This is a genomic window from Coriobacteriaceae bacterium (assembly GCA_025992855.1).
In the GTDB taxonomy this organism is placed as follows: Bacteria; Actinomycetota; Coriobacteriia; order Coriobacteriales; family Coriobacteriaceae; genus Collinsella.
Map to the genome: position 1 here is coordinate 2,159,829 of DAJPGB010000001.1, position 25,766 is coordinate 2,185,594.

The 25,766-nt window shown below is 60.9% G+C and carries 17 protein-coding genes and 4 tRNA genes; 3 read left to right on the plus strand and 18 right to left on the minus strand.

Annotated elements, in window-relative coordinates; all coding sequences use genetic code 11:
- Positions 1-192: 192 nt before the first annotated feature.
- The 11 genes from tuf to disA form a co-directional block, all read right to left on the minus strand.
- Positions 193-1,383 (minus strand): elongation factor Tu, encoded by a 1,191-nt coding sequence (gene tuf / locus OIL88_09220; protein HJI72538.1) that lies wholly within the window; start codon positions 1,381-1,383, stop codon positions 193-195.
- A 96-nt stretch (positions 1,384-1,479) separates the two neighbouring features.
- Positions 1,480-1,556: transfer RNA gene (locus OIL88_09225), tRNA-Met, on the minus strand.
- 3 nt (positions 1,557-1,559) lie between these two features.
- Positions 1,560-1,635, minus strand: a tRNA-Thr gene (locus OIL88_09230).
- Between the two features lie 10 nt (positions 1,636-1,645).
- Positions 1,646-1,727 (minus strand) — tRNA-Tyr (locus OIL88_09235).
- Between the two features lie 679 nt (positions 1,728-2,406).
- Positions 2,407-2,481 (minus strand) — tRNA-Thr (locus tag OIL88_09240).
- Positions 2,482-2,705: 224 nt separating this feature from the next.
- Positions 2,706-3,383, minus strand: coding sequence for an NYN domain-containing protein (locus OIL88_09245; GenBank protein HJI72539.1), 678 nt, complete (start codon positions 3,381-3,383; stop codon positions 2,706-2,708).
- 3 nt (positions 3,384-3,386) lie between these two features.
- Positions 3,387-4,301, minus strand: coding sequence for a 23S rRNA (guanosine(2251)-2'-O)-methyltransferase RlmB (gene rlmB / locus OIL88_09250; protein HJI72540.1), 915 nt, complete (start codon positions 4,299-4,301; stop codon positions 3,387-3,389).
- A 186-nt stretch (positions 4,302-4,487) separates the two neighbouring features.
- Positions 4,488-5,954, minus strand: coding sequence for a cysteine--tRNA ligase (gene cysS, locus OIL88_09255; GenBank protein HJI72541.1), 1,467 nt, complete (start codon positions 5,952-5,954; stop codon positions 4,488-4,490).
- A 3-nt stretch (positions 5,955-5,957) separates the two neighbouring features.
- Positions 5,958-6,452, minus strand: a complete 495-nt coding sequence (gene ispF, locus OIL88_09260; GenBank protein HJI72542.1) for a 2-C-methyl-D-erythritol 2,4-cyclodiphosphate synthase — start codon at positions 6,450-6,452, stop codon at positions 5,958-5,960.
- On the minus strand, positions 6,442-7,170 hold the full coding sequence (gene ispD / locus OIL88_09265) for a 2-C-methyl-D-erythritol 4-phosphate cytidylyltransferase (protein ID HJI72543.1): 729 nt from the start codon (positions 7,168-7,170) through the stop codon (positions 6,442-6,444). The genes ispF and ispD overlap by 11 nt, the downstream gene beginning before the upstream one ends.
- Positions 7,170-8,237: a DNA integrity scanning diadenylate cyclase DisA gene (disA, locus tag OIL88_09270; GenBank protein ID HJI72544.1), complete on the minus strand. Its 1,068-nt coding sequence runs from the start codon at positions 8,235-8,237 to the stop codon at positions 7,170-7,172. Before disA ends, ispD begins: the two co-directional genes overlap by 1 nt.
- Before the next feature lie 221 nt (positions 8,238-8,458).
- On the opposite strand from disA, the gene OIL88_09275 reads away from it, so the two are divergent.
- The 3 genes from OIL88_09275 to OIL88_09285 all read left to right on the plus strand — a co-directional run bounded on the left by OIL88_09275 (position 8,459) and on the right by OIL88_09285 (position 10,944).
- Complete coding sequence (locus tag OIL88_09275) at positions 8,459-9,043, plus strand: manganese efflux pump MntP family protein (GenBank protein ID HJI72545.1); 585 nt, start codon at positions 8,459-8,461, stop codon at positions 9,041-9,043.
- A gap of 122 nt (positions 9,044-9,165) precedes the next feature.
- Positions 9,166-9,636: a helix-turn-helix domain-containing protein gene (locus tag OIL88_09280; GenBank protein HJI72546.1), complete on the plus strand. Its 471-nt coding sequence runs from the start codon at positions 9,166-9,168 to the stop codon at positions 9,634-9,636.
- 3 nt (positions 9,637-9,639) lie between these two features.
- Complete coding sequence (locus OIL88_09285) at positions 9,640-10,944, plus strand: type II toxin-antitoxin system HipA family toxin (protein HJI72547.1); 1,305 nt, start codon at positions 9,640-9,642, stop codon at positions 10,942-10,944.
- Positions 10,945-11,069: 125 nt separating this feature from the next.
- On the opposite strand, the gene OIL88_09290 is transcribed toward OIL88_09285, so the two are convergent.
- The 7 genes from OIL88_09290 to lysS all read right to left on the minus strand — a co-directional run bounded on the left by OIL88_09290 (position 11,070) and on the right by lysS (position 25,708).
- Positions 11,070-12,527, minus strand: a complete 1,458-nt coding sequence (locus OIL88_09290) for an aminoacyl-histidine dipeptidase (protein ID HJI72548.1) — start codon at positions 12,525-12,527, stop codon at positions 11,070-11,072.
- Positions 12,528-12,741: 214 nt separating this feature from the next.
- Entirely contained in the window at positions 12,742-15,384 is a 2,643-nt protein-coding gene (locus tag OIL88_09295; protein HJI72549.1) for an ATP-dependent Clp protease ATP-binding subunit, read from the minus strand.
- Positions 15,385-15,576: 192 nt separating this feature from the next.
- Positions 15,577-16,266 carry a TetR/AcrR family transcriptional regulator gene (locus tag OIL88_09300; protein HJI72550.1) on the minus strand — a complete coding sequence of 230 codons (690 nt, stop codon included), beginning with the start codon at positions 16,264-16,266 and terminating at the stop codon, positions 15,577-15,579.
- Positions 16,250-20,689, minus strand: a complete 4,440-nt coding sequence (locus OIL88_09305; GenBank protein ID HJI72551.1) for an acyl-CoA dehydratase activase — start codon at positions 20,687-20,689, stop codon at positions 16,250-16,252. Before OIL88_09305 ends, OIL88_09300 begins: the two co-directional genes overlap by 17 nt.
- A 281-nt stretch (positions 20,690-20,970) precedes the next feature.
- Positions 20,971-21,519 (minus strand): DUF2798 domain-containing protein, encoded by a 549-nt coding sequence (locus tag OIL88_09310; protein ID HJI72552.1) that lies wholly within the window; start codon positions 21,517-21,519, stop codon positions 20,971-20,973.
- A gap of 320 nt (positions 21,520-21,839) precedes the next feature.
- Positions 21,840-23,408 carry a threonine/serine exporter family protein gene (locus OIL88_09315; protein HJI72553.1) on the minus strand — a complete coding sequence of 523 codons (1,569 nt, stop codon included), beginning with the start codon at positions 23,406-23,408 and terminating at the stop codon, positions 21,840-21,842.
- Positions 23,409-23,743: 335 nt separating this feature from the next.
- Positions 23,744-25,708: a lysine--tRNA ligase gene (gene lysS, locus OIL88_09320; GenBank protein HJI72554.1), complete on the minus strand. Its 1,965-nt coding sequence runs from the start codon at positions 25,706-25,708 to the stop codon at positions 23,744-23,746.
- Between the last annotated feature and the right edge of the window lie 58 nt (positions 25,709-25,766).

Genomic DNA, 25,766 nt, shown 5'->3' on the forward strand with positions numbered 1-25,766 from the left:
ATCAATTGGTTCTCGGTGGATCCATTCATATTTGGAACACATCAATGAAGCCAACGAGAGCTAATCGACGGTGCGCCCAGGACCATTGTCGATCCTCTCGACACCAGCAACGGCTCAATATCCATTGCAGAAAAGAACCCGGCACCCATATAAGTGCCGGGTTCTCTAAGTCAGCTATATCAAAGAGCTAATTTACTCAATGATCGTGGAGACGATGCCCGAACCGACGGTGTGGCCACCCTCGCGGATAGCGAAACGCAGGCCCTCCTCCATGGCGATCGGGTGGATGAGGTCGCCCTCGATGGTGATGTGGTCACCAGGCATAGCCATCTCGGTGCCCTCGGGGAGCTTGACCGTACCGGTAACGTCGGTGGTACGGAAGTAGAACTGAGGACGATAACCATCGAAGAACGGGGTGTGACGGCCGCCCTCCTCCTTGGTCAGAACGTAGATCTCGCCGGTGAACTTGGTGTGCGGGGTAACCGAACCGGGCTTGCAGAGAACCTGGCCGCGCTCGATGTCCTCGCGCTTGATGCCGCGGAGCAGCAGACCGACGTTGTCGCCAGCCTCGCAGAAGTCCATGGACTTACGGAACATCTCGATACCGGTGACAACGGTGTTCTGGGTATCCTTGATGCCGACGATCTCGACGGGCTCGTTGAGCTTGAGCTCACCGCGCTCGACACGGCCGGTAGCAACGGTACCACGGCCGGAGATGGTCATAACGTCCTCAACAGCCATCAGGAACGGGAGGTCGTTGTTACGAGCAGGCGTCGGGATGTACTCGTCGACAGCGTTCATGAGCTCGCGAATGGCGTCCATCCACTTGGCGTCGCCCTCGAGAGCGCCCAGAGCGGAACCACGGATGACGGGGATGTCGTCGCCGGGGAAATCGTACTCGGAGAGGAGCTCACGGGTCTCCATCTCGACGAGGTCGATGAGCTCGTCATCGTCGACCATGTCGCACTTGTTCAGGAAGACGACGATGTAAGGAACGCCGACCTGACGGGCGAGCAGGATGTGCTCGCGGGTCTGAGCCATGGGGCCGTCGGTAGCAGCGATGACCAGGATAGCGCCGTCCATCTGAGCAGCACCGGAGATCATGTTCTTGACGTAGTCAGCGTGGCCCGGGCAGTCAACGTGAGCGTAGTGACGGGCAGCAGTCTCGTACTCGACGTGGGAGACGGAGATCGTAATGCCGCGCTCGCGCTCCTCGGGAGCCTTGTCGATGTTCTCGAACGCAGTGAAGTCAGCCTTGCAGCCCTCGGTCTCGGAGAGAACCTTGGTGATGGCAGCGGTCAGCGTGGTCTTGCCGTGGTCGACGTGACCAATGGTGCCGATGTTAACATGCGGCTTAGTGCGCTCAAACTTCTCTTTGGCCATAAAGCCCTCCTCTAAACAGGTCGTCCCCGGACGGGACTTTGCCTTTATACCATAGTGGCCTCTCAACATACTATTGAGAAGCCACCGTGTTACCTATGGTAGCGGTGACTGGATTCGAACCAGTGACGCCACGGGTATGAACCGTGTGCTCTAACCAACTGAGCTACACCGCCGGATGGAGCCTGCAACCAGACTTGAACTGGTGACCTCTTCGTTACCAACGAAGTGCTCTACCGACTGAGCTATACAGGCACTTGACGGGTGGGAGCTATAGGATTCGAACCTATGTAGGCAGAGCCAACGGGTTTACAGCCCGTCCCCATTAACCACTCGGGCAAACTCCCAATCGTTCAAGTATCCGCAGGTCCTTTGGTCTTTTGGACCGCCGCCCCCGCGAACGAAAAAGATAATACGATGCAACCTTGGGGGCTGTCAACGAAAACCTCTAGATACACGGTGCCGGGCGTATCTATATACCTTTGACCTGCTGTTTTGCTGAGTTTGAATATGAAGGACGGTGGATTTTGCTGCACTGGTGACATTTCCCGAGGGAGCACTTTGTCACGGTGGAGTACTCCGGCGGGAACGAACTTCGATAACGGCTCATTTGCACCTATATATAGGTCGTGATCGGGGTCCGGCAGAATCGAGCGTGGATAATCTCCCACTTTTGGCGTACCCCCAAGGCCAAAGTGGCAGATTATCCACGCTCATTCACTAGGCGGGAGATTTTCCACGCTCGTTCGTCCGAAAATCCTCGCCCGATCAAGTAGACCAGGGGCCTCATCGTTTTCATCTCAATCTGTAACAGTAAGAGGGTTATTCCTCCCCTATCTGTTACAGATTGAGATATTACGCAGACACCCCAGCTCACGTCTCATTCTGTAACAGTAAGAACGGTTTTCCGCCCCTTCGTGTTACAGATCGAGACAAACCTGAAGCCTGGTTGACGCCAAACCCGCTACTTATCGACATAAATAGAAACGGGCCCTGTCCCATAAGGAACAGAGCCCGAAACTCTCATGGAGCCAGTGACAGGAATCGAACCTGCAACCCACTGATTACAAATCAGTTGCGCTACCGTTGCGCCACACTGGCACACTTGGCGCTTTCGCGCGAAGCCTGTTAAGAATAAAGGAATTGCGGACGGGGCGCAACAGACCCTTCGACCGACCACATCTCAAAACTATTCGCCAGAACGAATAGTTTTATCTGTTCGCCAAAACAAAAAACTATTCGTTTTGGCGACGGCAAGTCCACAACCCAACAACTACAAGTCAGTGAATTGACCAGCCGAGTAGCTGGTCTCTACAGATACTCCCCTACCGGCCACGAAGGGCCTTGAGCTTGGCCAGGGCATCGGGGCTCAGGCGACTGCCCAGAGTCATCTTGATCTGCGGAGCTTCCTCTGCCTCGTGAACGTCGTTATCGATCTGCTTGATCTCGTCCACCAGCATACGGCTCGAGATGCGCGTAACACCCTTGCCCATGACGACGGCCTGGATTGTGCCGTCACTCGACACCACGGAGCATGCGCGGCCTTCCTCGCGTGCCTCGATGCAGAGCTTCTGCACCACGGTATCGGCAGAGACACCCGTCGGCGAAAACTCGATGCGCACGCCGCGGGCCGGCAGGTTGGGACGCTCGCTGGAGATATTGCCCGCGCCGTCAAACACGATCACGGCCTCGTAGCGGCCCTGGGCAAAGGCGGCGACGTCGTTGATGAGGGCGGTGCGCGCCATATCGTGAACGTCGCTGGAATACGGATCGTCGGAATGGTCGTATACGAGCTTTTCGTAGCGCGGCGTGCAGTGGATCACGTTGTAGCCGTCGACCACCAAAAGCTCGGGCTTGTTGGAGTGCACCGTCGAGACCGGGTCAGCGATAGCCTGCGCAAACGCATTGCCGCCCACGCCATAGGTCGCGGCCGAAACAATCGGCTTGGCCGAGCCCTCGCCAAAGCGCTTGGCCTTGGACTTGGCACGGTTCTTTTTGGACATGCGCTACTCCTCCCCCATGAGCTCGCCGGCGTTGCGGCGCAGCCACTCAAAGCAGAGGGCCGTAGTCGCCTGGGCAACATTGAGGCTCTCGGTCATGCCGCGCTGGGGAAGCTTGGTCAAAAAGTCGCATTTCTCGAGCACCAGACGCGAGATGCCGTCGCCCTCGGAACCCATGACGAGTGCCACGCGGCCCTCGAAGGGGGCATCCCAGCAGCTGCCCTCGGCGTGCTCAGAGGCACCGCCCACCCAAAAACCGGCGGCTTTGAGGTCATCGAGCGCACGAGCGATATTGGGGACCTGCGCGATGGGCAGATGCATAACGGCGCCGGCAGAAGTCTTGTAGCTACCCACCGTTACGCCGGCGGCTCGTTTGTTGGCGATGATGACGCCCGCTGCGCCCACAACCTCGGCAGAGCGCACGATGGCGCCAAAGTTACCGTCGTCGGTCACATGGTCGAGCACAACGACAAGCGCCGGGCCGTCGCCCGCGCGATCGAGGATGTCGGCGACATCGGCATAGGGGAAGTTGCCAACCTCGAGCGCAATGCCCTGGTGAGCGCCATGGCTCGACAGCGCATCGAGCTGCGCGCGTGGAACGAACTTAATGCGGACGCCCGCGGCGTTGAGGTCATCGACCAGGCGCGACAAGGCGGCATCGCGCTCCCCGCCCTCGGCAATGAGCGCGCACTTGATGGGAAAACCAGTGCGTAGCGCCTCGGCGGCAGCACGACGACCTTCGATAAACTCGCCCTTGGGAGCCTGGACAGCGTCGCGGTTGCGATCGCGCTGCGGACGTGCGGCCTGGGTGCGATCGCGCTGGCCCTTGGGAGCGGCAGCGCGATCATTGCGGCGAATCGGACGCGAGCCAGAAGCAGCCTGCTTGCCGCCACGAGGCGCACGCTTGCGATTGTCGGCCATAAAGCGACCTCCTAAATACAACTATCAAACGAAACAAAATAAACGACCGCCCATGAATATTAATTCGGGCGGTCGGTACGGGTTTTCCAAGTGCCCGAGATTGCCGTGAAAGAGGAGCGACGCGTACTTGAGTACGCGAGCGACGGTTTGAACGGCAAGGTCGGGTGCTTGGGAAACCCGCGGGGATTAGAGAGATTTGATACGAGTGCCGGCGGCGGTATCCTCAATGGTGAGGCCCAGGTCCTTGAGCTGGTCGCGGATGGCGTCGGCCAGATCCCAGTTCTTGGCGGCACGGGCCTCGGCGCGGGCCTCGAGAATCTTGGCAGCAGCCTCGTCCACGTCGTCGCCCGTGTAGGCGACCAGGCCGGCGGCAACGCCCAGCAGGCCCAGCGGCAGCTCGACCTTGGGCTCGGGAAGCTCGACGCCAAACGTATCGAGCAGCTCGACCAGCGTATCGGCGGCGGCCAGGGCAGCGGCCTTGTCGGCAGCATCGCCCGCCTGCTCCAGGTACTGGTTGCACTCGGTCACAAAGCCAAAGACAGCACCCATGGCACCGGCGGTGTTAAAGTCGTCATCCATGCACTCCTTAAAGGTGGTGCGGGTCTCGGCGGCCTTGGCGGCAAACGCCTCGGCAGCCGCTTCGTCGGCATCGGCCGTCGCGTGGTTCGCGGCCCAACGCAGGTTCTCGACCGTACCGGCGATACGCGTGAGCGAGTTCTCGGCACCCTCCAGGCGCTCCCAAGAAAAGTCGAGCGGCGAGCGATAGCTCGTCTGCAGCATCAGCAGGCGCAGGGCGGCAGCGGAGTGCTGCTCGAGGACCTCGGCCAGCGTAAAGAAGTTGCCGAGCGACTTGGACATCTTCTCGCCGTCTACCAGCAGCATGCCCGTGTGCATCCAGGTGTTGGAGAAGCCCTGGTGCCAGGCGCAGGTGGCCTGGGCGCACTCGTTCTCGTGATGCGGGAAGGCAAGGTCGGAGCCGCCGCCGTGGATGTCGATCGGAGTGCCCAGGTAGCGATGCACCATGGCGGCGCACTCGGTGTGCCAACCGGGACGGCCCTCGCCCCAGGGGCTCGGCCAGCTGGGCTCGCCGGGCTTGGCGGCCTTCCACAGGGCAAAGTCGAGCGGGTCGTTCTTGTCCTCGTTCTCCTCGATGCGCGCGCCAACCATAAGGTCGTCGATGTTGCGGCCCGAGACCTGACCATAGTTGGGATCGCTGCGCACGGCAAAGTACACGTCGCCGTTATCGGCTGCGTAAGCGTGGCCCTGCTCGATAAGCGTCTTGATCATGGCGATCATGGGGCCGATCTCCTTGGTGGCGCGGGGGCGCACATCGGGATCGAGCACGTTGGCGGCGCGCATGACGCCGATGAACTTGTCGGAGAACTCCGTCGCGACCTCGGCGGCCGTACGGCCCTGCTCGTTGGCGCGCTTGATGATCTTGTCGTCGACATCGGTGAGGTTCTGGGCGAACGTGACCTCGTAACCGCTCGCGATGAGCCAGCGGCGAATCACGTCAAAGCTGATGAACGTACGGGCGTTGCCGATGTGGATGTTGTCGTAGACCGTGGGGCCGCACACGTACATGCGGACCTTGCCGGACTCGATGGGCTGGAACTCTTCCTTTTTATGGGTAGCGCTGTTGTAGATACGCATTCGTTACTCCTTAACGGTTTTCTGTAGCAGGCAGACGGCCCAGGCGCCGATTCCCTCGCCCTGGCCTTCCCAACCGAGCTTTTCGGTCGTAGTGGCGGCGACGCCCACGTTTTCGACGTCAACGCCCAGGGCATGGGCAAGGTTGGCGCGCATGGCATCGCGATGCGGGGTGATCTTAGGCTGCTGGCAGGCAATGGTGCAATCGGCATCGACAAACTCAAAGCCCAGCTCACGCGCATAGTCCATCACGCGGGCAAGCAGCACCATCGAATCGGCACCCTCGTAGGCGGGATCGGTGTCGGGGAATAGCTTGCCGATGTCTCCCCCACGGCAGGCGCCCAGAATGGCGTCGGCCAAGGCGTGCGCGAGCACATCGGCATCCGAGTGGCCCAGCAGGCCGCGCTCGTAGGGAATGTCGACACCGCCGATGATACATCGACGCCCCTCCACCAGACGGTGAACGTCGTAGCCATGGCCAATGCGCAGGTTACTGAACATGGGGAAGGTCCTCTCCCTCGGCCATGCGGCCAAGCAGAATCGCGGTTACGGGACGCAGGTCCTCGGGCACCGTCACCTTAAGGTTATCGCGTGGGCTCTGGACGCAGCGGACGCGCCCACCCATGCGCTCGACCAGCGACGAATCATCGGTACCGATAAAGCCCTCGGCAATGGCTGCAGCGTGGGCGCGCTTCATAGCATCGACGCTAAAGATCTGCGGCGTCTGCGCTGCCCAGTAGAGTTCACGCGGCGGCGTCTCGACGATATTATCGCCGTCAACGATCTTGAGCGTGTCGATCGCGGGCTGACCGCACACGACACCGTCGAGGGCACGGTCGCTCACGAGCACGTCGATAGCGTGGTCGATGGCCTCGGTCGTAATGAGCGGACGAGCGCCGTCGTGGATGGCGACATATTCGAAACCCGCCGGAACCGCATGCACGCCGGCACGGGTGGAATCCTGACGGGTATCGCCGGCATCGGCAAAGCTGATGGGCGTGTCATAGTCAAACGGGTCAATGGCCAGGCGGCGCATCTCGGCACGGCGCTCGGCAGGGCAAACCACGACGATATGGCCGACCTTATCGCTACGATCGAACGCGCGGATGGACCAGCTCATGAGCGGACGGCCCGCCACATTAACGAGCTGCTTGCCGCCGGGATTTCCAAAGCGCTGGCCGCTGCCGCCGGCAACGACCACGGCGCATACGGGCGCCATTATGCGTTCCCCTGTTTGGTGCCCTTCATGCGGTACAGCGAGTCCGCAAGAATGGCAGGGTTGTTGACGCCAAAGTCGCCCAAGCGCTCCGGATCCTCGCTGATGTCGTCCATGAGCTCCTGCAGCGAGCCGTACTCGTCGACGATCTTCTCGGCCACGCCGTCGCGCACGACGGACACGCGCGAAAGCGTGCGCAGGCCCAGCGGCGTCATGACGGAGTCCTCGTCCAAGTCGTCATAGCCCAGAACTGCCGCCACGTGCTGCGGGTCGGACAGGTCCTTAGGCGTCATACGGCTCAGCTCGGCGCGAATCTTCTCGGCGTTGGCCTCAGAGGAATCGCTCGCGTAGTCGCGGATCATCAAGTCGTATTCGGTATCCATGCTGGAGCCCGCGAGCTGCTCGAGCTGCATCTGCACGAGCTTACCCTGGTTACCCAGCTTGACAATGCAATCCTTAAGCTCGGTCTTTGCCTGCTGCATGATCTCGAAGCTCGAGAAAATACCGGTAATGTCGGCGAGTGTGACGTAGTCGTCGAGCTCGAGGGCCGTTAGGCGCAGCAGGGAGCGATCGAGCGACTGACGGGTAGTCTGGAGCGTGGCGACGAGCTGGTTGACCGAACTCATGATGGTGGTGACGGGCTGGATCTCGTAGCTCTTGCCGTGGACGTACACGTTGACGACGGCACGACGGGCCGAGACCGAGATCACGATGGCATCGGTGAGCACCGACATGCGAGCGGCGGTGCGGTGACGCATGCCCGTCTCGCTCGTGGCAAGCGAGGGATCGGGATTGAGGTGGAAGTTGGCGCGCAGGATCTGGGTGAGGTCGCCGTCGATGACGATGGCACCGTCCATCTTGGAGAGCTCGAACAGACGGTTCGAGGTGAACGAAATGTTGAGCGGGAAGCCGTCGTTACCGGCAGCGAGCACGTTTTCGGTGTCGCCGACGCAGATAAGGGCGCCCAGGTGACCGGCGATGATCATGTCGAGGGCGGTGCGGATCGGCTGACCAGGTGCCGTCAGGCGGATGGCCTGTTCCATACGCTTTTGCAGCTCGTTCTTATCCAAGGCATCGCTCCCATCGTATACGCTCCATAAACGCTAAATAGTTTCTCACGGTTTGTCCCCGCAGCGCTTGCGAAATCCGATGCTTACAGAATGAGCGAACACCGCTTAGGTAGCTCATTTGGGACGGGGTTCTTTTGACTGCTCGTGTGGTAGCATCGGGTCTCATATTAATGAGGGAGTAGTCGCGTAATCGGGCTCGCCCGCAGAGAGGGAGCCAGACTATGGGACTCGCAGAGCTCGTGCTGCTCGCCGTTGGCCTTTCGATGGACGCTTTTGCCGTTTCCATCTGCAAGGGTCTCGGCATGAAAAAGATCAACCTTAAAGTCGCCGTGGTGCTCGGCCTATTCTTTGGCGGCTTCCAGGCCGGCATGCCCGTAATCGGATGGGCGCTCGGCAGTCAATTCATGGGCATCATCGGACCGATCGACCATTGGATCGCCTTTATCCTTCTGGCCTTTATCGGCGGCAAAATGCTGTGGGAAGCCTTTTCCGAAGACGAAGATGAGGACGAAGGCGACGACAAGGATGCCGAAAAGATTGACCTGGTAGAATACCTGATCCTCGCCATCGCTACCTCAATCGACGCCCTAGCCGTAGGCATCTCGTTTGCGGCGCTCTCGGTTGACATCGTTCCCGCTGTATCGCTTATCGGCGTCACAACGTTTATCTTCTCCGTCGCCGGCGTAGCGATCGGCCACACCTTTGGCGCGCGCTACGAAAAACCCGCCACCATCGTGGGTGGCGTCGTGCTCATCCTCATCGGGCTTAAGATCTTGCTTGAGCATCTGGGGATTCTCACGATATAAAAACGCCTCTCATAAGCTCAACGTCAATGTAGAGGCCTTATGCAGAGTTTTGCATGAGGCCTTTTCGTGCAGACTTTTGCATGTCATACTGATATGCAAAAGTCTGCATGTTGGAGATCGCCATGGATACCCTTCCCATCACCACGCCGCGCCAAGCTGGCATCTATGTGCGTCAGGCACGCGAGTCGCAGGGAATCACCCGTGCGACCCTCGCTAAAAAAGCCGGTGTTTCGGAGCGTCTGCTCGCATCGCTCGAGCTAGGAGACGCCACCGGCATTCGACTCGACAAGCTGCTGACGATTTTCAATGCTCTTGGACTGGCACTCGCCGCTCAAGGGGATATCGGCGAAGCGAAAAACGAGCGACCAGTCGACGCCCCGCATGCCAATCCGCTGCCTCGCAGCATCCCCAGGCGCCATCACACTCAACGTCCTCATCATCGCAACCGTCGTAGTACCCCCATTCCGGCTCTTGCAGATGCCCCCTTTACATCCGCACTCTACGACGAGGTCTTCGCCGATTTCGCCATGTCCAATCTCGGAGTCTCGATTGCCGCAAACGTATCTAACCAAACCAAGCCCGAAGGGAAATAGCCAATGGCCAGAACATCACTTCGGACCATTATTTGCGACGTACCTGCGGGAACGCTCACGCAAGATGAGAACGGTCTTATCAGTTTTACCTACGATCATGACTATGACGGGCCAGCCCTATCGACCAACATACCCGTATCGAATCGCACATACGGACAACAGGTCATGAATCCGTACCTGTTTGGCCTTCTACCCGACAGCGAGGACCAGCGAAAAGCGATTGCCGCCGAATTCGACGTTAGGCCCAACAATCCCGTTGCGTTGCTCAGCCATATCGGACTCGACTGTCCGGGCGGAGTGCAGTTTTGTGCCGAAGAAGATGCCGATGCCGTCCTGCATCGCGCTGGCGAATACCGCCCTATAGACGACCACGAAATTGCTCTCCGTCTCAAGTCGATCAGAGATGACCGCGATGCATCGTGGATGGGTCTAGATGAAAGTTGGTCACTCGGAGGCAATCAGGGCAAGTTCGCGCTCGCGTTCATAGACGGTCGCTGGTGCGAATGCGTAGGTTCCTCGCCCACGACGCATATTTTCAAAAATGGCGTTATCGGATTTAAACTCGAGGCTCTGAATGAGTTTGTCTGCATGAAAAGCGCCCAGCGCGCGGGTATCGCAACGGCGAACGTTGAGTATCGCTTATTTGAGGACGAACCCGCCCTCATTGTTGAGCGATATGACCGCGTGAAAGTCAAAGACGGAACAATCATGCGTCTACACCAAGAAGACCTCTGTCAGGCTCTTGGAGTGATGCCCGCTCAAAAGTACACGGCAGACGGCGGCCCGACCGCACGCGATATTCAGGAACTCCTCGTCAATACGAGCCACCATCAACTTAACCTGTATCTGTTTACGCAGATACTTTTCTTTAACGCCATCATCGGCGCACCGGACGCGCATGCGAAGAACTATTCCCTGCTTCTTGGAAACGGCGGCACAGCTATGATGGCCCGTATGTATGACGTTGCATCGGGGCTGGCATACGAACGCATGCGGCGAAAAGCGCGCCTTGCCATGAGCGTTGGCGGCGAAAATCGTGTGGGGCGCTTCGGTCCAGGCGCTATCCGCCGATACCACGGTATGGGCGACCCCGCGCTGGAGGCGGCGCTCACCGATGCCGGGCTATCCGAGAAGTTTTGCTTTGCGACCATGATGGACCTCGCCTACGAGGTACCCATTTGCATGGAAGAGGTCATGGACGAATACGCCGACCTGCCCGGCATGGCGGACCTGCGCGAGCACATGCTCGGCCCCGTCCGCGAAAACTGCCAGCGCGCCCTCGACCTCATCAAGGCGGATATGGGCTAGGTGTCCGTAATCTCCCATTTCCCAAAAGAAGAGAGGGGGCACCCGTCGCAAAAGCTCGGGTGCCCCCTCACGCAATGTCATTTGCAATCCACCAGCACGTGGCTCGGACTGCTGCTAGCGAACCTTTACGCAGCGAGGCGCTTTAGGACGTCGATGAGCAGCTCGTAGAAGCGCTCGGCAGAAGCGAGCTCCATGCTCTCGTCCGGGGTGTGGACATCGGAGAGCGTCGGGCCCACGGCGATGGCGTCCAGGCCGTGCAGGGCCTCGGCAAACAGGCCGCACTCAAGGCCGGCGTGAATGGACTCGATGCGCAGCTCGGAGCCAAAGAGCTCGCGATAGCTCTCGACAAAGACGTCGCGGACCGGCGAATGCTCAGCATAGCTCCAACCGGGATACTCGAACTCAAACTTGGCGTCGAAGCCCAGGACATCGGCAAGCGTCTGCAGACGATCCTTGAACTCGTTCTGTAGCGAGGTAATCGAGGAGCGCGGGGACAGCATGATCTTGACTTGGTCGTCAGAGGTGGCAACCACGCCGATGTTGGAGGAAACCTCGACGGAGCCGTCGGTGGCGACGTTGCGGCGAATCACGCCGTTAGGAGCAAGACGCAGGGCGCGGATGAGGGCAAGCGCGGACTTCTGGTCCATGGCCTCGACCTCAGTGTTGTCGGCAATCTCAACCGTGCAGGTAAAGCCGGGGTCGAAGACCTCGAGCTCGGCAGTAACGTCGGCGATGATGCCCTTTGCGATCTGGGCCGCGGCCTCGGCTGCAGCGTGGTCGGCGTAGACCAGAACAGCCTTGCACTCACGGTTGATGGCGTTGTCCTTGGTGCCGCCGTTAAAGCTAACGATGGCGGGCTCGCCGGCAACCATCAGGCGGTCGATGATGCGGGCCATGATGAGGTTGCCGTTGCCGCGCTCCAGGTTGATATCGCTGCCGGAGTGGCCGCCCAGCAGGCCGGAGATGTCGAGCGTGAGGGTGCTACCGGTCTTGTGCTCGCGTACGATTGGGCAGGTGTAGGTAACGACGACGCCGCCGGCGCAGCTGACGGTGGCCACGCCCTCTTCCTCGGAGTCGAGGTTAATCATGGTGCGGGCGCTAATCTGGGACTTGTCGAGCGTCTCGGCGCCGACCAGGCCAGTCTCCTCGTCGGTGGTGAACACGCACTCGAGGGCGGGGTGAATGATCGAATCGTCATCGAGAACAGTGAGCATCAGAGCGACGGCAATACCGTTGTCGGCGCCCAGAGTGGTGCCGTTAGCGGTGAGGACGCCGTCCTTGACGACCAGGTCGATACCGTCGGTCGTAAAGTCGTGCTCAACGGAGCCCAACTTGTCGCACACCATATCGATGTGGCCCTGCAGCATCACGGTCGGGGCATTCTCGGCACCGGCAGATGCGGGCTTGCGAATGATGACGTTGTAGACCTCGTCCTGGTACACATCGAGGCCGCGCTCCTTGGCAAACGCGACCAGAAAATCGCTGATGCCCTTCTCGTTGCCAGACCCGCGGGGGATCGCGCTGACCTCCTCAAAGAAATGGAACAGCTGGGCGGGCTCGTAGCCGGTAATCTTGTAGTCCATGGTGCCTCCTTGGCGCAACTGGTTAGACAGTAAGACATGCGACTTGTATATTCCCAGACTTTGCGTGCATAAACCAGTCGAAAACGCCGAGCGCCCTCGCATCATCGGCTAACGGTGGACCGCATAGCGTAACGGTCACAGTTACCGCAGCTCTACAAATCGAGGCGCCCTTTCCGGAGCGCCTCGATTGCGCGTATCAAATTGTCGCCACGCCCTACAGCGCGCCGGAACCGGCTTGCATCATGCCGCCGGGGCCCGAGCTCACGCCACTGCTCACAGGCGCGGCGTTTCCGGTGTGCGGCGCCGCCGGAGCGGTATCGCCCCCGAGTGCACCCGCCGGACGCGGCGCCGGAATCTCACCCGTGCCGTGGCTAAAGACAAACTTGCCGTCGACCACGTCGCACAGGACGGTATCGCCCTCGCCCCACTCACCGGCCAGCAGCTCCTCGGACAGCGGATCCTCGATGAGCTTTTGGATGGCACGACGCAGAGGACGCGCGCCGTTGGTGAGGTCGGTACCCTCCGCCACAATCTTGTCGTAGGCCGCATCGGTAAGCTTGATGTTCATGCCGTTTGCGATCAGGCGCTGGCGCAGATCGTCCACCAGCAGGTGCGCAATCTTGGTCAGGTTCTCGCCCGAGAGCTTCTGGAACACCACAATATCGTCGATACGGTTGAGCAGCTCGGGGCGGAACAGGCGCTTGAGCTCGCCCATCGCACGGCCCTTGATCTCGCTCGACGTGAGACTCTGCTCGCCGGTGGTGCCAAAGCCAACGCTCGCATCCTGCGCGATCTCGCGGGCGCCCACGTTTGACGTCATGATGATCACCGTATTGCGGAAGTCGACCGTCTTGCCCTGGCTATCGGTCAGACGGCCCTCCTCCAACACCTGCAGCAGGATATTGAAGATGTCGGGGTGCGCCTTCTCGATCTCGTCGAACAGCACGACCGAGTACGGGTGACGGCGAACAGCCTTGGTGAGCTGGCCGCCCTCGTCGTGGCCCACATAGCCCGGGGGGCTACCGATGAGCTTGGAGACCTCGAACTCACTGCCAAACTCCGACATATCGAAGCTGATGAGCGCGTCCTTGCTGCCAAAGAGATACTCGGCGAGCGTCTTGGCGAGCTCGGTTTTGCCCGTGCCGGTGGGGCCCAGGAAGATAAAGCTGCCGCCGGGGCGACGCGGGTCCTTGAGCGGCGAGCGGCTGCGGCGCACGGCCTTGGCAACGGCCTCGACGGCCTCGTCCTGACCGATGATGCGCGTCTTGAGCACGCTTTCGGCCTGCAGCAGGCGGCGGCTCTCGCTCTCGGTGAGCGAGGACACCGGCACGCCCGAGGTCACGGACACGATGTCGGCAATCTGGGAGACATCGATGGTGAGCGGGCTGGCGTCGAGCTCGGCCGTCCAGGCAGCCTTGGCCTCGGCGAGTTCAATCTCGGCAGCCTTTTGCTGCTCGGTGATCTCGGCGGCCTTGTTCATGTCGTCGCTCTCGGTGGCCTCCTGCGCGGCGGCCTTAAGCTCCTCCACGCGATGCTCGGCCTCGCGCACCGGCTCGGGCGCGCGGTTGGCGGCGATGCGGGCGCGGGCGCCGGCCTCGTCAATGAGGTCGATGGCCTTATCGGGCAGGAAGCGATCCTGGATGTAGCGGTCGGAGAGGTTCGCGGCGGCCTCGATAGCACCCTGCGTATAGCGCACATGGTGGTGCTCCTCGTAGCGCGGCTTGAGCGCGGTCAGGATCTTGACCGTGTCCTCGACGCTCGGCTCCTCGACATCGATGGTCTGGAAGCGACGCTCGAAGGCCGGGTCCTTGGTGAGGTACTTGCGGAATTCCTCGGCCGTGGTGGCGCCGATAATCTGGAAGGCACCGCGCGCGAGCACGGGCTTGAGCATGGAGCTCGCGTCGATGGAGCCCTCGGCAGAGCCGGCACCGATGATGGTGTGCATCTCGTCAATAAACAGGATGACGTCGTCAGCTTCGGTGGCCTCCTGGATCACGTTCTTGAGGCGCTCCTCAAACTCACCGCGATACTTGGCGCCCGCAACGAGGCCCGGCAGGTCGAGCGTCCAGATGTTCTGGTTCATAAGGTTCTCGGGCACGTTGCCAGCTGCAATCTGCTGAGCCAGACCCTCGACGATGGCCGTCTTGCCCACGCCGGGGTCGCCCAAGATAAGCGGATTGTTCTTGGTGCGACGCGAAAGGATCTCCATCATACGCTGGACTTCCTTTTCGCGACCAATTACAGGGTCGAGCTCGCCATCGCGCGCCTTCTGCGTGAGGTTGGTGGCGAACTGCTTGAGCGTATCGGTGCCACTCCCCTTTTGCTGAGAGGCATCCGAGCCGCTAAAGAACGGCAGGCCCGCACCGGGACGACCAGCACCGGCGCCGGCGAGCGGACGCTTCTTGTCCTGGTCCTTGGCGGTGAGTTTCTCGATAGCCTTTTTGATGGAGGCGGACGACACACCCAGGCGCATGAGGATGTCCATGGCCATGCCGTTGCCCTCTTCGACGATGCCGATCAGCAAGTGCTCGGTCGACACGTAGGTCTGGTTGTTCTCACGCGCCACGCGGAAGGAGCGCTCCATCACGCTAATGACGAGCGGCGTAAAGGCAAGCTTGGCAGCCTCGGTCTCCTCGCTGGGCTCGGGAACCGTGGTCTGGACCTCCTTGAGGGTATCCATGATGTCGTCGTAGGAGATATCAAGCGAGCGCAGCGCCTCGGCAGCAATACCCTCGTCCTCCTTAGCGAGCGCGAGCAGCAGGTGCTCGGTGCCCACCTTATTTGAGTGCAGATCGAGCGCCTCCTGCTTGGCCATGGACATGACCTTGCGCGCTCGATCGGTAAATCTATCTAACATGCTCGTTTCCTTACATGAGTTCATCGAAATCAAAACGCCCGCCCGTCGGCGGCGCTTTTGTCTCTTTACCCACAGGTTGTCTATGTTAACAGCTGGAGGAATATCTATAAACCCGGCTCACATGAATGCAGGTTATGACCGCATCGCGGGACTCACCGCGCGATGCGCGACAGGCGCCCCGCAAGAGAAACCCTAGGCGTCTTTCACCACGTCGGGACTCGTCGCACGCGATGCGCGATAGGCATCGGCCTCCTTGGAGACGCGTTCGAGCAGCTCGGATGTATCGACGCCCTCGACTTGCGCGACCGTTTCCACCGTCTGCATGGCGACCGCCCTCAGGTACGCGCACGCGCTGTCCCCCGGCTGCTCGAGGTCTATCTCCTCGCCGCCCTCCCGGGCAAAGCCGACCGCCATCACAAAGCCCATGATGCCCGAGACCAGAAAGCCCACCGCAAAGCTCGAATCTGCCTTGAGCTCTTCTCCGTCGGGGTGGACGATCTCTCTCACGCGGTCGATGATGATCGTATGGATGCCCTGCACGACCTGCTCGGCGGCACCCGCCCTCATGGTGATGACGATGCGCTGCAGCAGGCAGCGGACGTCGCGCCGGTCGAACGCCGAAAGGTCGCCCTCGCTCGAAAAATGCCAGAGGGCATCGGTGATGAGCTCGTTATCCTGCAGCAGCTGGGCTATGGCGATGGCGACGAGTTCATCGAAATCGTGAAAATAGTAGTAAAACGTTCCGCGATTGCACTGGGCGGCGCGGGTCACCTCGCCAACCGACAGCTCGAAGATGCTGTTGTTCTCGATGAGCTCCCAAAACGCCTCGATGATACGGGTGCGTGCATCGGGCGCATCGGCGTCCTTACGCGGTCTCGCCATGCGCCTCACCGCACCCCTGCGCCTTGGCGTTCATGATGAGCATCTGAAGACGGTTCTCCACGTTGGCGAAGCTCACGTCGGGATCGTAGTCGAGCGGCAGGAACTGCGCCGTGGGATACTGCTCCTTGAGCGCATGGATGAGCCCGCGCCCCACGACATGGTTGGGCAGACACCCGAACGGCTGCAGGATCACGAAGTTGCGGCAGCCGCGCTTGGCGTGCTCGAGAATCTCCGCCGGAATCAGCACGCCCTCGCCCGCATCGAACGTATGGTGCAGGATCTTATCGCTCGCGCGCACGAGCTCGGGCATGCGCGTCGGCGGCTCGTAGAGCGGGCTCGCCGCGCCCAGGCGGTCGCAACGGTCGTGCGCGAGCTCGAACAGGTTGTCCGCCGTGGCGTACCAGGCCTTTTCGGGCAGCGACAGGTCGACGTGGAACTCGCGCGACTGCGCATGCTTGTAGAAATAGGTCTTGCGGATCACGTCGGTCATGCGCGCCTCGATGACCTCGAGCCCGTTGTCCTCGAGGTAGCGCTCGATCTCGTGGTTGGCGCCGAGATGGAAATTGAGCAGGTACTCGCCCACGATGAGAACGGTCGGATGCGGGTTCGAGCGGTCGTACGGAACGGCGTCCATGATCGCAAGCGCGCGTTTGAAGCCCGTCGCCTGGCCTCTCAGCCCGGAGCGCTCCATGCCCTCGATAACCTCATCGAGCGCGCGGTCGAACGCAGCGTCCGCCGCGCCCTTCTCGAGCTCGTAGGGACGGATGCGCCTAAGCATGGCCTCGAGGGCATCGATCATGGGAAGACCGTAGGCGATCTGGATGCTCGGGCCAAGGCCGAGCTTGAAGCCCGGATGCGCATTGTGGGCATCGACGTCGTCGTTGGTGAGCACCGGGACATAGTCGTATCCCGCGTCGTCGAGCGCGCGGCGCAGCAGGGGCATGTAGTGCGTCAGGCGGCAGTCGCCGATATACTTGCCAGTCACCACGGCGACGTCGTGCGGGTCGTACTTACCGCTCTCGAGTGCCGCGAGCGCCTCGCCGATCACGATTTGCGCGGGGAAGCAGATGTCGTTGTGCACATAGCGTTTGCCCAGGCGGATGGCATCCTCGCGCCCGATATCAAGGGCCTCGGCGCGCACGCCCTGATTGCGCATCGCCGCGGTCATGAGCCTGCAGAACGCATGGGAGGTGTTGGGGACCAGCGCGATCTTGTCGTGCCGGTCGCGCTTGGTGTACTTGACCTTATACGGGTCGTCGAGCGGATGGACCGCGTGCACCCGGGCGCCCTCGGCACGCTCCTCCGCGCGACGACGGTTGACCGACTCGATAAACGAACGCACGCGAATGCCCATGGGACCGGCGACGTCGCTCTCATCGAGCTTGATCATCATCGGAACCTTGGAGCCCATCTCGCCCATCATGCGCGCGATCTCGTCGGTGAGATACGCATCGTGGCCGCAGCCGAAGCTGCCCATCTGCACGAGCTCGAGCTCGGGCGTCGATGCGACGATGACCGCGCACGACAGCATGCGCGCATGATAGTTGTTCACGATGTCGATGCGGCTGTTGGAAAGATCGACGTTGCAGACCCCCGGCACCGCATCGGGCGTCAGCACGGGGATGCCGCGCTCAGAGAAGAGCTTGGGCAGCCCGTGGTTGACCAGCGGGTCGTTGTGGTACGGGCGCGAAGCGATCACCACCGCGTAGCCGCCGTCCTCGTGCACGTTCTCGAGCACCTGCCTGCCGCGCAGCTGCAGCTGGTTCTCAAACGTCTCCTGCGCGCGGTCCGCCTGCTCGGTCGCCTTGGCAACCAGGTCGGCATCGATATCGAAGGTCTCCTTGCACCACGCCTTGAGCTGGCGGTTTCGGTCGCCCTCGTCGTACCAGTGGAACAGCGGCGTATCGAACGGAACGCCGAAACGCTCCTCCGGGTTATCGGAATTGCGCATCACGTAGGGGTATCCCTTTACGACGGCGCACATCCACTCGCTGGTAGAGGCGGTGTTTTCGGTGGGCACCGTCGTGATGATGGGCATGAAGATGCGGTCGACGCCGGCGTCGACGAGATTGCGGATGTGCCCGTGGACGAGCTTGGCCGGGAAGCACACGGTGTCGGATGTGACGTGCGCCAGACCGCGCTCGTACATCGCCTTGGTGCTGCGTCCCGAGACGCGCACCTTAAAGCCGAGCGTGCTGAAGAACGTCGACCAGAACGGCATGGTGTCCCAGAACTCGAGCACACGGGGAATGCCGATCGTGACATCGCGCCCCCCGCTGACGGGAACCGTGGGGTACGGCTCGAACAGCAGCTTCTCGCGGTCGACAAAGAGATTGGGGGCAGCCGCGGTCCGGTCGCGCCCCGTGCCGGGTGCCTGTGCCTCGCAAGCACCCTGCGGACGCAGCTCCTCCGCCGCGAGAACCTCGCGCACGAGCTCATCCCATGAGATGGCGCCGCCGCGCGGGCAGCGATTGCCCGTGACGTAAAGCGAGCCGTCGCCAAATGCCACGACCGCGCGCTGGCAGCGGTTGTTGCACCGACGGCAGGTAACGCCGCCGAACTCGCGATGCTCGAAGCGCTCCACGGCATCGAGCCCGATAAACGACGTGCCGGCATCGCCCTTGCGGCATTCCTCGCGCGCGAGCAGGGCGATACCGATAGCGCCCATCAGCCCCGGGTGGGGCGCACGCGTGACGGGTTTGCCCAGATACTGCTCGAATGCGCGCAGCACCGCGTCGTTTCGGAACGTGCCGCCCTGGACGACGACTTTGTCGCCCAGACGGTTGAGATTTGAAACGCGAATGACCTTGGTGAACACGTTCTCGATAATCGAACGGCAGAGACCGGCCATGATGTCGCCCGGACCCTTACCGCGCCGCTGCTCGGAAACGACGCTGCTGTTCATGAACACCGTGCAGCGGCTGCCGAGAACGGCGGGGGCTTTGGACGAAAATGCCTCGGTCGCGATATCCTCAACGGCTATTCCGAGGTTTTTGGCAAAACCCTCGAGGAACGAGCCGCAGCCCGCAGAGCACGCCTCGTTGACGACGATATCGGTCAGCACGCCGTGGTTGAGCCAGATGGCCTTCATATCCTGTCCGCCGATGTCGAGCACGAAGGTCGCATCGGGAACGCATGCGCACGCGGCGCGGGCGTGCGCGACCGTCTCGACCGTATGGTAGTCGGCGTGGAACGCGCGCGCGAAAAGCTCCTCGCCGTATCCCGTGGTGCCCACGGCATCGATCGCAAGCGTGACTCCCGCTGTCTCCCAGCGGTTCTTCAAGCTGACAAGACCCTGTTGGGCGACGTCGAGCGGTCTGCCGTTATTAGACGCGTAGAACGAATCGACAAGCTCACCCGCCTCATCGACCAGGGCGAACTTGGTCGTCGTGCTCCCCGAATCGATACCGAGCGCCACACGCACCGTCTCTCCGGGCGCATACGCATCCGGACCCTTTGCCGGCGTCTCTTTGCCATGGCGTGCCGTAAAATCCGCCTGCTCGGCAGGTGTGGCAAAAAAGGGCTGGGCAAGACGTCCCTCCCCGCTTGCGGGCGCGACCGTCTCGAGCTTATCCAGCCGGACAAAAGCGTCGGGAAGGTCGATCGGTTGGGACGATGCGAACATGTCGGTCAGCGACAGGGCGGCACCGCGCGCGACCATGATCTGCGGATCGCGCGGGACGATAACCTGATCGTCCGATAGATTCAGTTGCTCCCGGAACACGCGGACCAGTGTGGGGTTGTAGGCGAGCGTACCGCCCTCGAAGATTACCGGCGGCTCGATGTCGATACCCTGGGCCAGACCGCCGATCGTTTGGCGGGCGACCGCGTGAAGCGCCGAAAGCGCCAGGTCGGTGGTAGGAATGCCCTCGTTGAGCAGCGGCTGGATATCGGTCTTTGCGTACACGCCGCAGCGGCCCGAGACCTCGTGGACGGTCGTTCCCCGGCTTGCGAGCTGCTCGAACTCGCCCGATTCGGTGCCGACCCCCATGAGCTTTGCCATCTCGTCGATAAATGCACCGGTACCGCCTGCGCACGAGCCGTTCATGCGCATGTCGGCAACCTCGATGTCTCCCTTATCGTTGGTGCGGAAGAAGATCATCTTGGCGTCTTGGCCGCCCAGCTCGATGGCGCAGCGCGTCTGCGGATAGAACCTGCTGATCGCGAGCGCGTTGGCGACCACCTCCTGAACGTACGAGGCGCCCAGCGCGGTCGCGATATCGCGCGCACCCGAGCCGGTCACCGCAACGCGCAGTGACTCATGGGGAAAGCGCTCGGCGAGCTCGCCGAGCATGGCGCGCACGCTCGCTGTCTGACACGCCCCGTGGCGGCGATATCCCCACCACGCCTCGGTCATATCCTCGTGCATCGCGTAAACTTTGGTCGTCGTCGACCCTACGTCCAGTCCTACTAGCAACGCCATAATGCTCCGTCTCTCGCATTTTTCCCGCTAGAGATATACCACTCTACGTAATACAACAGACTGTTGTATTTAAACTCCGTATAAAAAGCGGCTGCCGAAACGCTTCAGCAGCCGCCGAATGCACCAACAGATTGTTCTGCGCGCTAGCACGTCGGGCAACGGAGCAGCACGGGCCCTCCGGTCATGCGCACCGCTCACGCCCGCGATGTCGCCGAGAGAGCTATCCACGCTTTGGGCTCCAACCAAGCAAGTCGCCCGCGCTCAGCAGATCCCTAAGCGAGCTACTCGCACTCAGGAGCCATAGCCTGCTCCAAGAGCTCGGCATGCTCCTCCTCGAAAACCGTCCCCACAGGGAAGGCGCGACGGAAGACGAAGCGGGAAATCGGACCGGCTACCAAAAGGTTCCACGGCAGCGCCATCACAAAATTATGCGGGATGTTGATCATCCAGATCGCGGGCACGGAATACAGGTTCGCAAGGATGCCGCCGGGCATGTGCGTCAGACCCTCACAGGCACCGTACAGCGACATGATGATGACCATGGGAACGACCATGCAGGAGCTGACGGCAAGCGTCATGGCAAGCGGCGAACTCTTGCCCGGCGTGACCAGGAATTTAAAGGCGAAACCCTTGGCAAGGGGGCTGGCAACAAACCAGTCGCAGCACATGGCAAAAATGTAGGCAACGGGGAAGCCGAGCCACGCGGCGGCAACAACCTCGCCGTTGATGGCCCCATGCTGCAGGGCAACGTTGTAGATGCTCATCCAGAGCACCATGCAAAAGCACATGATAAAGGTGAACAGCAGGCTCTCTCGTTTGTTGATAGGCATAAAGGGCATTGTCCTTTCTGTGTTACGCCGCGGCACCACGCAACAAAAACGGGCGGGCAAGATGGAGCTGTTGGGACTTCATCTCGCCCGCCCGTGGTACGTGCGTCTGCGACTACTTATGTGGTGGAACTACCCTAACACGAACGGCGCGCGCTTCGTAAGCGTTGAGTTTATGGAGATGCAGGGCACCAATAATCCCCCCCCCCGACCCCATAAGTTGCGGTGGAATACGGACTGTTTTGACCCTTTAAGCAGCAATTCAGTCCCTATTTCACCGCAACTCATTGGGGGTGCAAAGTAACCTGTCCCCTTTGCACCAATTAGCTGGTGTGGCGCCAGCGAGGGTCGGTGAGTGTACGTGCCACACCCAGACCAACGGGCAAAAACGCCACGATGAGCACTGCACGCACAAACCAACCGAGCATATTGACTGTGTCGAAGGTGCACATGTAATACATCGAGCGATACAGATACAAACCCGGCACCATAATGACAATCGAAGGCACCGTGAGAGCGATACGCGGGTAGGTGAGCTTGACTTCGGCCAAGCTTGCCAGCAGACCCGATACCAGCGCGCCGATAAACGCTGCTGCCTCGGGAGGCATTCCCGTGCTGAGGCCCAGGAAGGGAATCATCGTCGGCGCATCGACGAGCGTAAGGCGCAGGGTATTGGAAACGGCGCCGATCAACCCAGCTGCCGCGGCCATCTTTACCGGGCTGTTGAACATCACCGAGAAGCCGAATACGCCAACGAAGCTCATCACCACGCGCAGGAGCGTAAGGGCAAGCGGCGAAAGGCCGAGCGGGGCAAAATCATCCGGTGCCAGCCCCACACACTCGGCAACCATCCAGCCCACAAGGGTCGCCATCACAATAATCGACACGGCATACGAAAGACGCTCAATGCCGCTTCGCATATCGAGCTTAGCGATGTCGAGGCCTGCCGTAATGAGGGGAAAGCCGGGAATCACGAAGAGCATGGCGCCGATATAGCCTTCTTGGTGCGACATTGCCCCCGGTACGACCTGGCCAAGGCCGAGCAATGCCAGCAGATACGAAACGCAAGCGAGCGCAACGCCCGTCGTCAGCGCGCTAAACTGGCCAAGACCCTGCTTGAGAATATGGGAGCGAGCAAAGTTACCGACACCAGCGCCTACGAATGCGCAGGCCATCTCGATAGGGCCGCCGCCGAGCAAAAAGACGAAGGCGCCGCAAGCACAGGCTGCCGCAAGGCCCTGTTGCCAGGGAGAGTAATCGGGTTTTGAGCTCTCAACGGTCCTGAGCATCTCGTGGTACTCGTGTACCGTGAAGCGACGACCATAGGTCTCGATTTCCTTGAGGAAACTCTCCATCATCCAAATGCGATGGGTATTGACTCCCGTTGTGGGCAGGCTGACAACCTCGTTAAAGCAGTGGCCATCTTCGATGCAAGTACACTCAAACGACAGAAGGCTCAGGTCGACGTGAATCGTGACGCCGAGTACGGCAGCAACACGATTCATGGTATCGCGCACGCGCCAGGCACCTGTTCCGCTTGCCAGCATAAGCATGCCGGTGCGGCAGATGATGGATGACTTATCGGTGAGCGGCGCATCGACGGCAAGCTCATCGCCTGCCGTCACGATCTGGTGCCAGTCAGTTTTCATATGGAGCGCGCCGGCACGAACGCCGTGGTGCATGGGGGCTCTCGAAAGCAGCGAGTCAAGGCGCGAAGGCTGTGGGGGCTCCACTGATTCACCCTCAACCTCATCAGCCTCTTCATCGACCAGATCAAAGGAATCAAGCGGCGCTGGCTCGCGACGGTCGATCAGCTCCTCGTCCTCATCATCAAAGTAATTGAACTGATCGAGCATGTCCTCTTCGATTGCACGCTCGCTCGCGTCGTCCATATAGACGCTCCCTTCCTGCCGACTAACACCCATCCTAGGCAGCAACGGCTAAAGGAAACATAAAAGAGACGACTGTCATGCGAGCCATGTGGGCAATAGCCGTTGGGTAGTCGTTTAAGAACGTCCCCAATGACTACATCGATGTTCTAAGTGTCAACCAAGTCAACGCCGCAGATAGAGGACGGACAGCGAGCGACGTCCAGGGCGAACAAGTTGGCATGAAAAAGGCAAGGCATAGACCTTCTGGTCATGCCTTGCCTTTTGAATGACAAATTGTCGCCCTGGACGTCGCGCAGCGTCGAGCCGTTACGCGGTTCGTAGAACCGCGTAACTAGTTAGTACATCTTTGCGCCGGCGGGAATGGAAGCGTCGAGCTGAATCAGGTTAAGGCGCTCCTCGCCCCCCTCCTCGTGGATGGCACTGATGAGCATGCCGCAGCTGGGGATGCCCATCATCTTACGCGGAGGCAGATTGGTGATGGCAAGCAGGGTCTTGCCGACCAGGTCCTCGGGCTCATAGTATTCATGGATGCCGGAGAGGATGGTGCGGTCGGTGCCGGTGCCGTCGTCGAGCGTAAAGTTCAGCAGCTTCTTGGACTTCTTGACGGCCTCGCATGCCTTGACCTTCACGGCGCGGAAGTCGCTCTTGGAGAAGGTATCAAAGTCGACGAACTCCTCAAACAGCGGCTCGACGGCGATCTTGGAGTAATCAACCGTGGGCTTGAGCGGCTTGACGAACGGGCTCGCGGTGTTGCCGGCCTCGGCAGCCTTGGCGGCAGCGGCACCGGACTGGAAACCCTTCTCGGGCTTCATGTGCGGGAACAGTAGCACGTCGCGGATGGAAGCCTGGTTGGTGAGCAGCATGACCACGCGGTCGATACCGATGCCGATGCCGCCCGCGGGAGGCATACCGTACTCGAGGGCGCGCACGTAGTCCTCGTCGTACTCCATGGCCTCGTCGTCGCCGCCAGCCTTCTCGGCCATCTGAGCGGCAAAGCGCTCGGCCTGGTCGACCGGGTCGTTGAGCTCGGAGAACGCATTGGCGTACTCGTGACCGGCAATAACCAGCTCAAAGCGGTGCGTCAGGCGCGGGTCGTCCTCAAAGCGCTTGGCAAGCGGGCTGACCTCGATGGGGTAATCGCACACGAACGTGGGGTTGACGATGGTGTCCTCGCCCAGCTCATCGTAGATCTCGGCGATAATCTTGCCGGCGGTCCACTCGGGCTTAATCTCCAGGCCCTTCTCGCGCGCGGCGGCAGCAAGCTCCTCGACCGGCGTGTCGATGGTGACCTGCTTGCCGAGTACGTCGGAGACGATGTCGGTCATGGGACGGCTGGCCCACTCACCAGAAAGGTCGATGGTCTGGCCCTGGTACTCGATGACCTCGGGGTTGCCGATGGCCTTGTTAGCCGCCTTAATGACACCCTGGGCGAGCGCCTTCATACCCTCGAGGTCGGAGAAGGCACGGTAGGCCTCCATCGTGGTGAACTCGGGATTGTGGGTAAGGTCCATGCCCTCGTTACGGAAGATACGGCCGATCTCGAACACGCGCTCAAAACCGCCGACGATGCAGCGCTTGAGGTGCAGCTCGGTAGCAATACGCAGGTAGCACTCCTGATCGAGCGCGTTGAAGTGCGTGATGAACGGCTTGGCAGTAGCGCCGCCCTGGATGGTCTGCAGGATGGGGGTTTCGACCTCCATGTAGCCGTCGGACTCCATAAAGCGACGGAAGGTGGAAAGAATCTGCGAACGCTTACGGAAGGTCTCGCGAACGTCGTCGTTGGCGATCAGGTCGACATAGCGCTGGCGATAGCGGGTCTCCTTGTCGGAAAGACCGTGGAACTTCTCGGGCAGCGGACGAACGGCCTTGGAAAGCAGGGTCGCGCTCTTAGGGGCAACGGAAAGCTGGCCGCGCTGGGTGCGCACAACCACGCCGGTCACGCCCAGGATGTCGCCCAGGTCGAGGGACTTGAGCGTATTCCAGGCAGCCTCGTCCATGTCGTTGATGCGGCAGAACAGCTGAATCTCGGCAGTCGCATCGCGCACGACGATGAACATGATCTTGCCCTGACCGCGCTTGGCGACCACACGGCCGGCGATCTTCACGACGTCCTCGGTGTCCTCGCCATCGGCAAGCTCGGCGTACTTAGCCTCGATATCGGCAACGTAGTCCTCAAGCTCAGAGTGCTCGGGATAGGGGTTCTGGCCCGCCTCGAACAGGGCGGCGCGCTTGGCCAGGCGGGTGGCGCGCTCGTCGTTGAGCGTCGATGCCTGATCGGCGGCGTTCTGGTTCTCTGCCATAAGTTAGCTCCTCAAACTAAAACGCTCCCCAGGATTCGGTCCCAGGGAGCGAAAACAT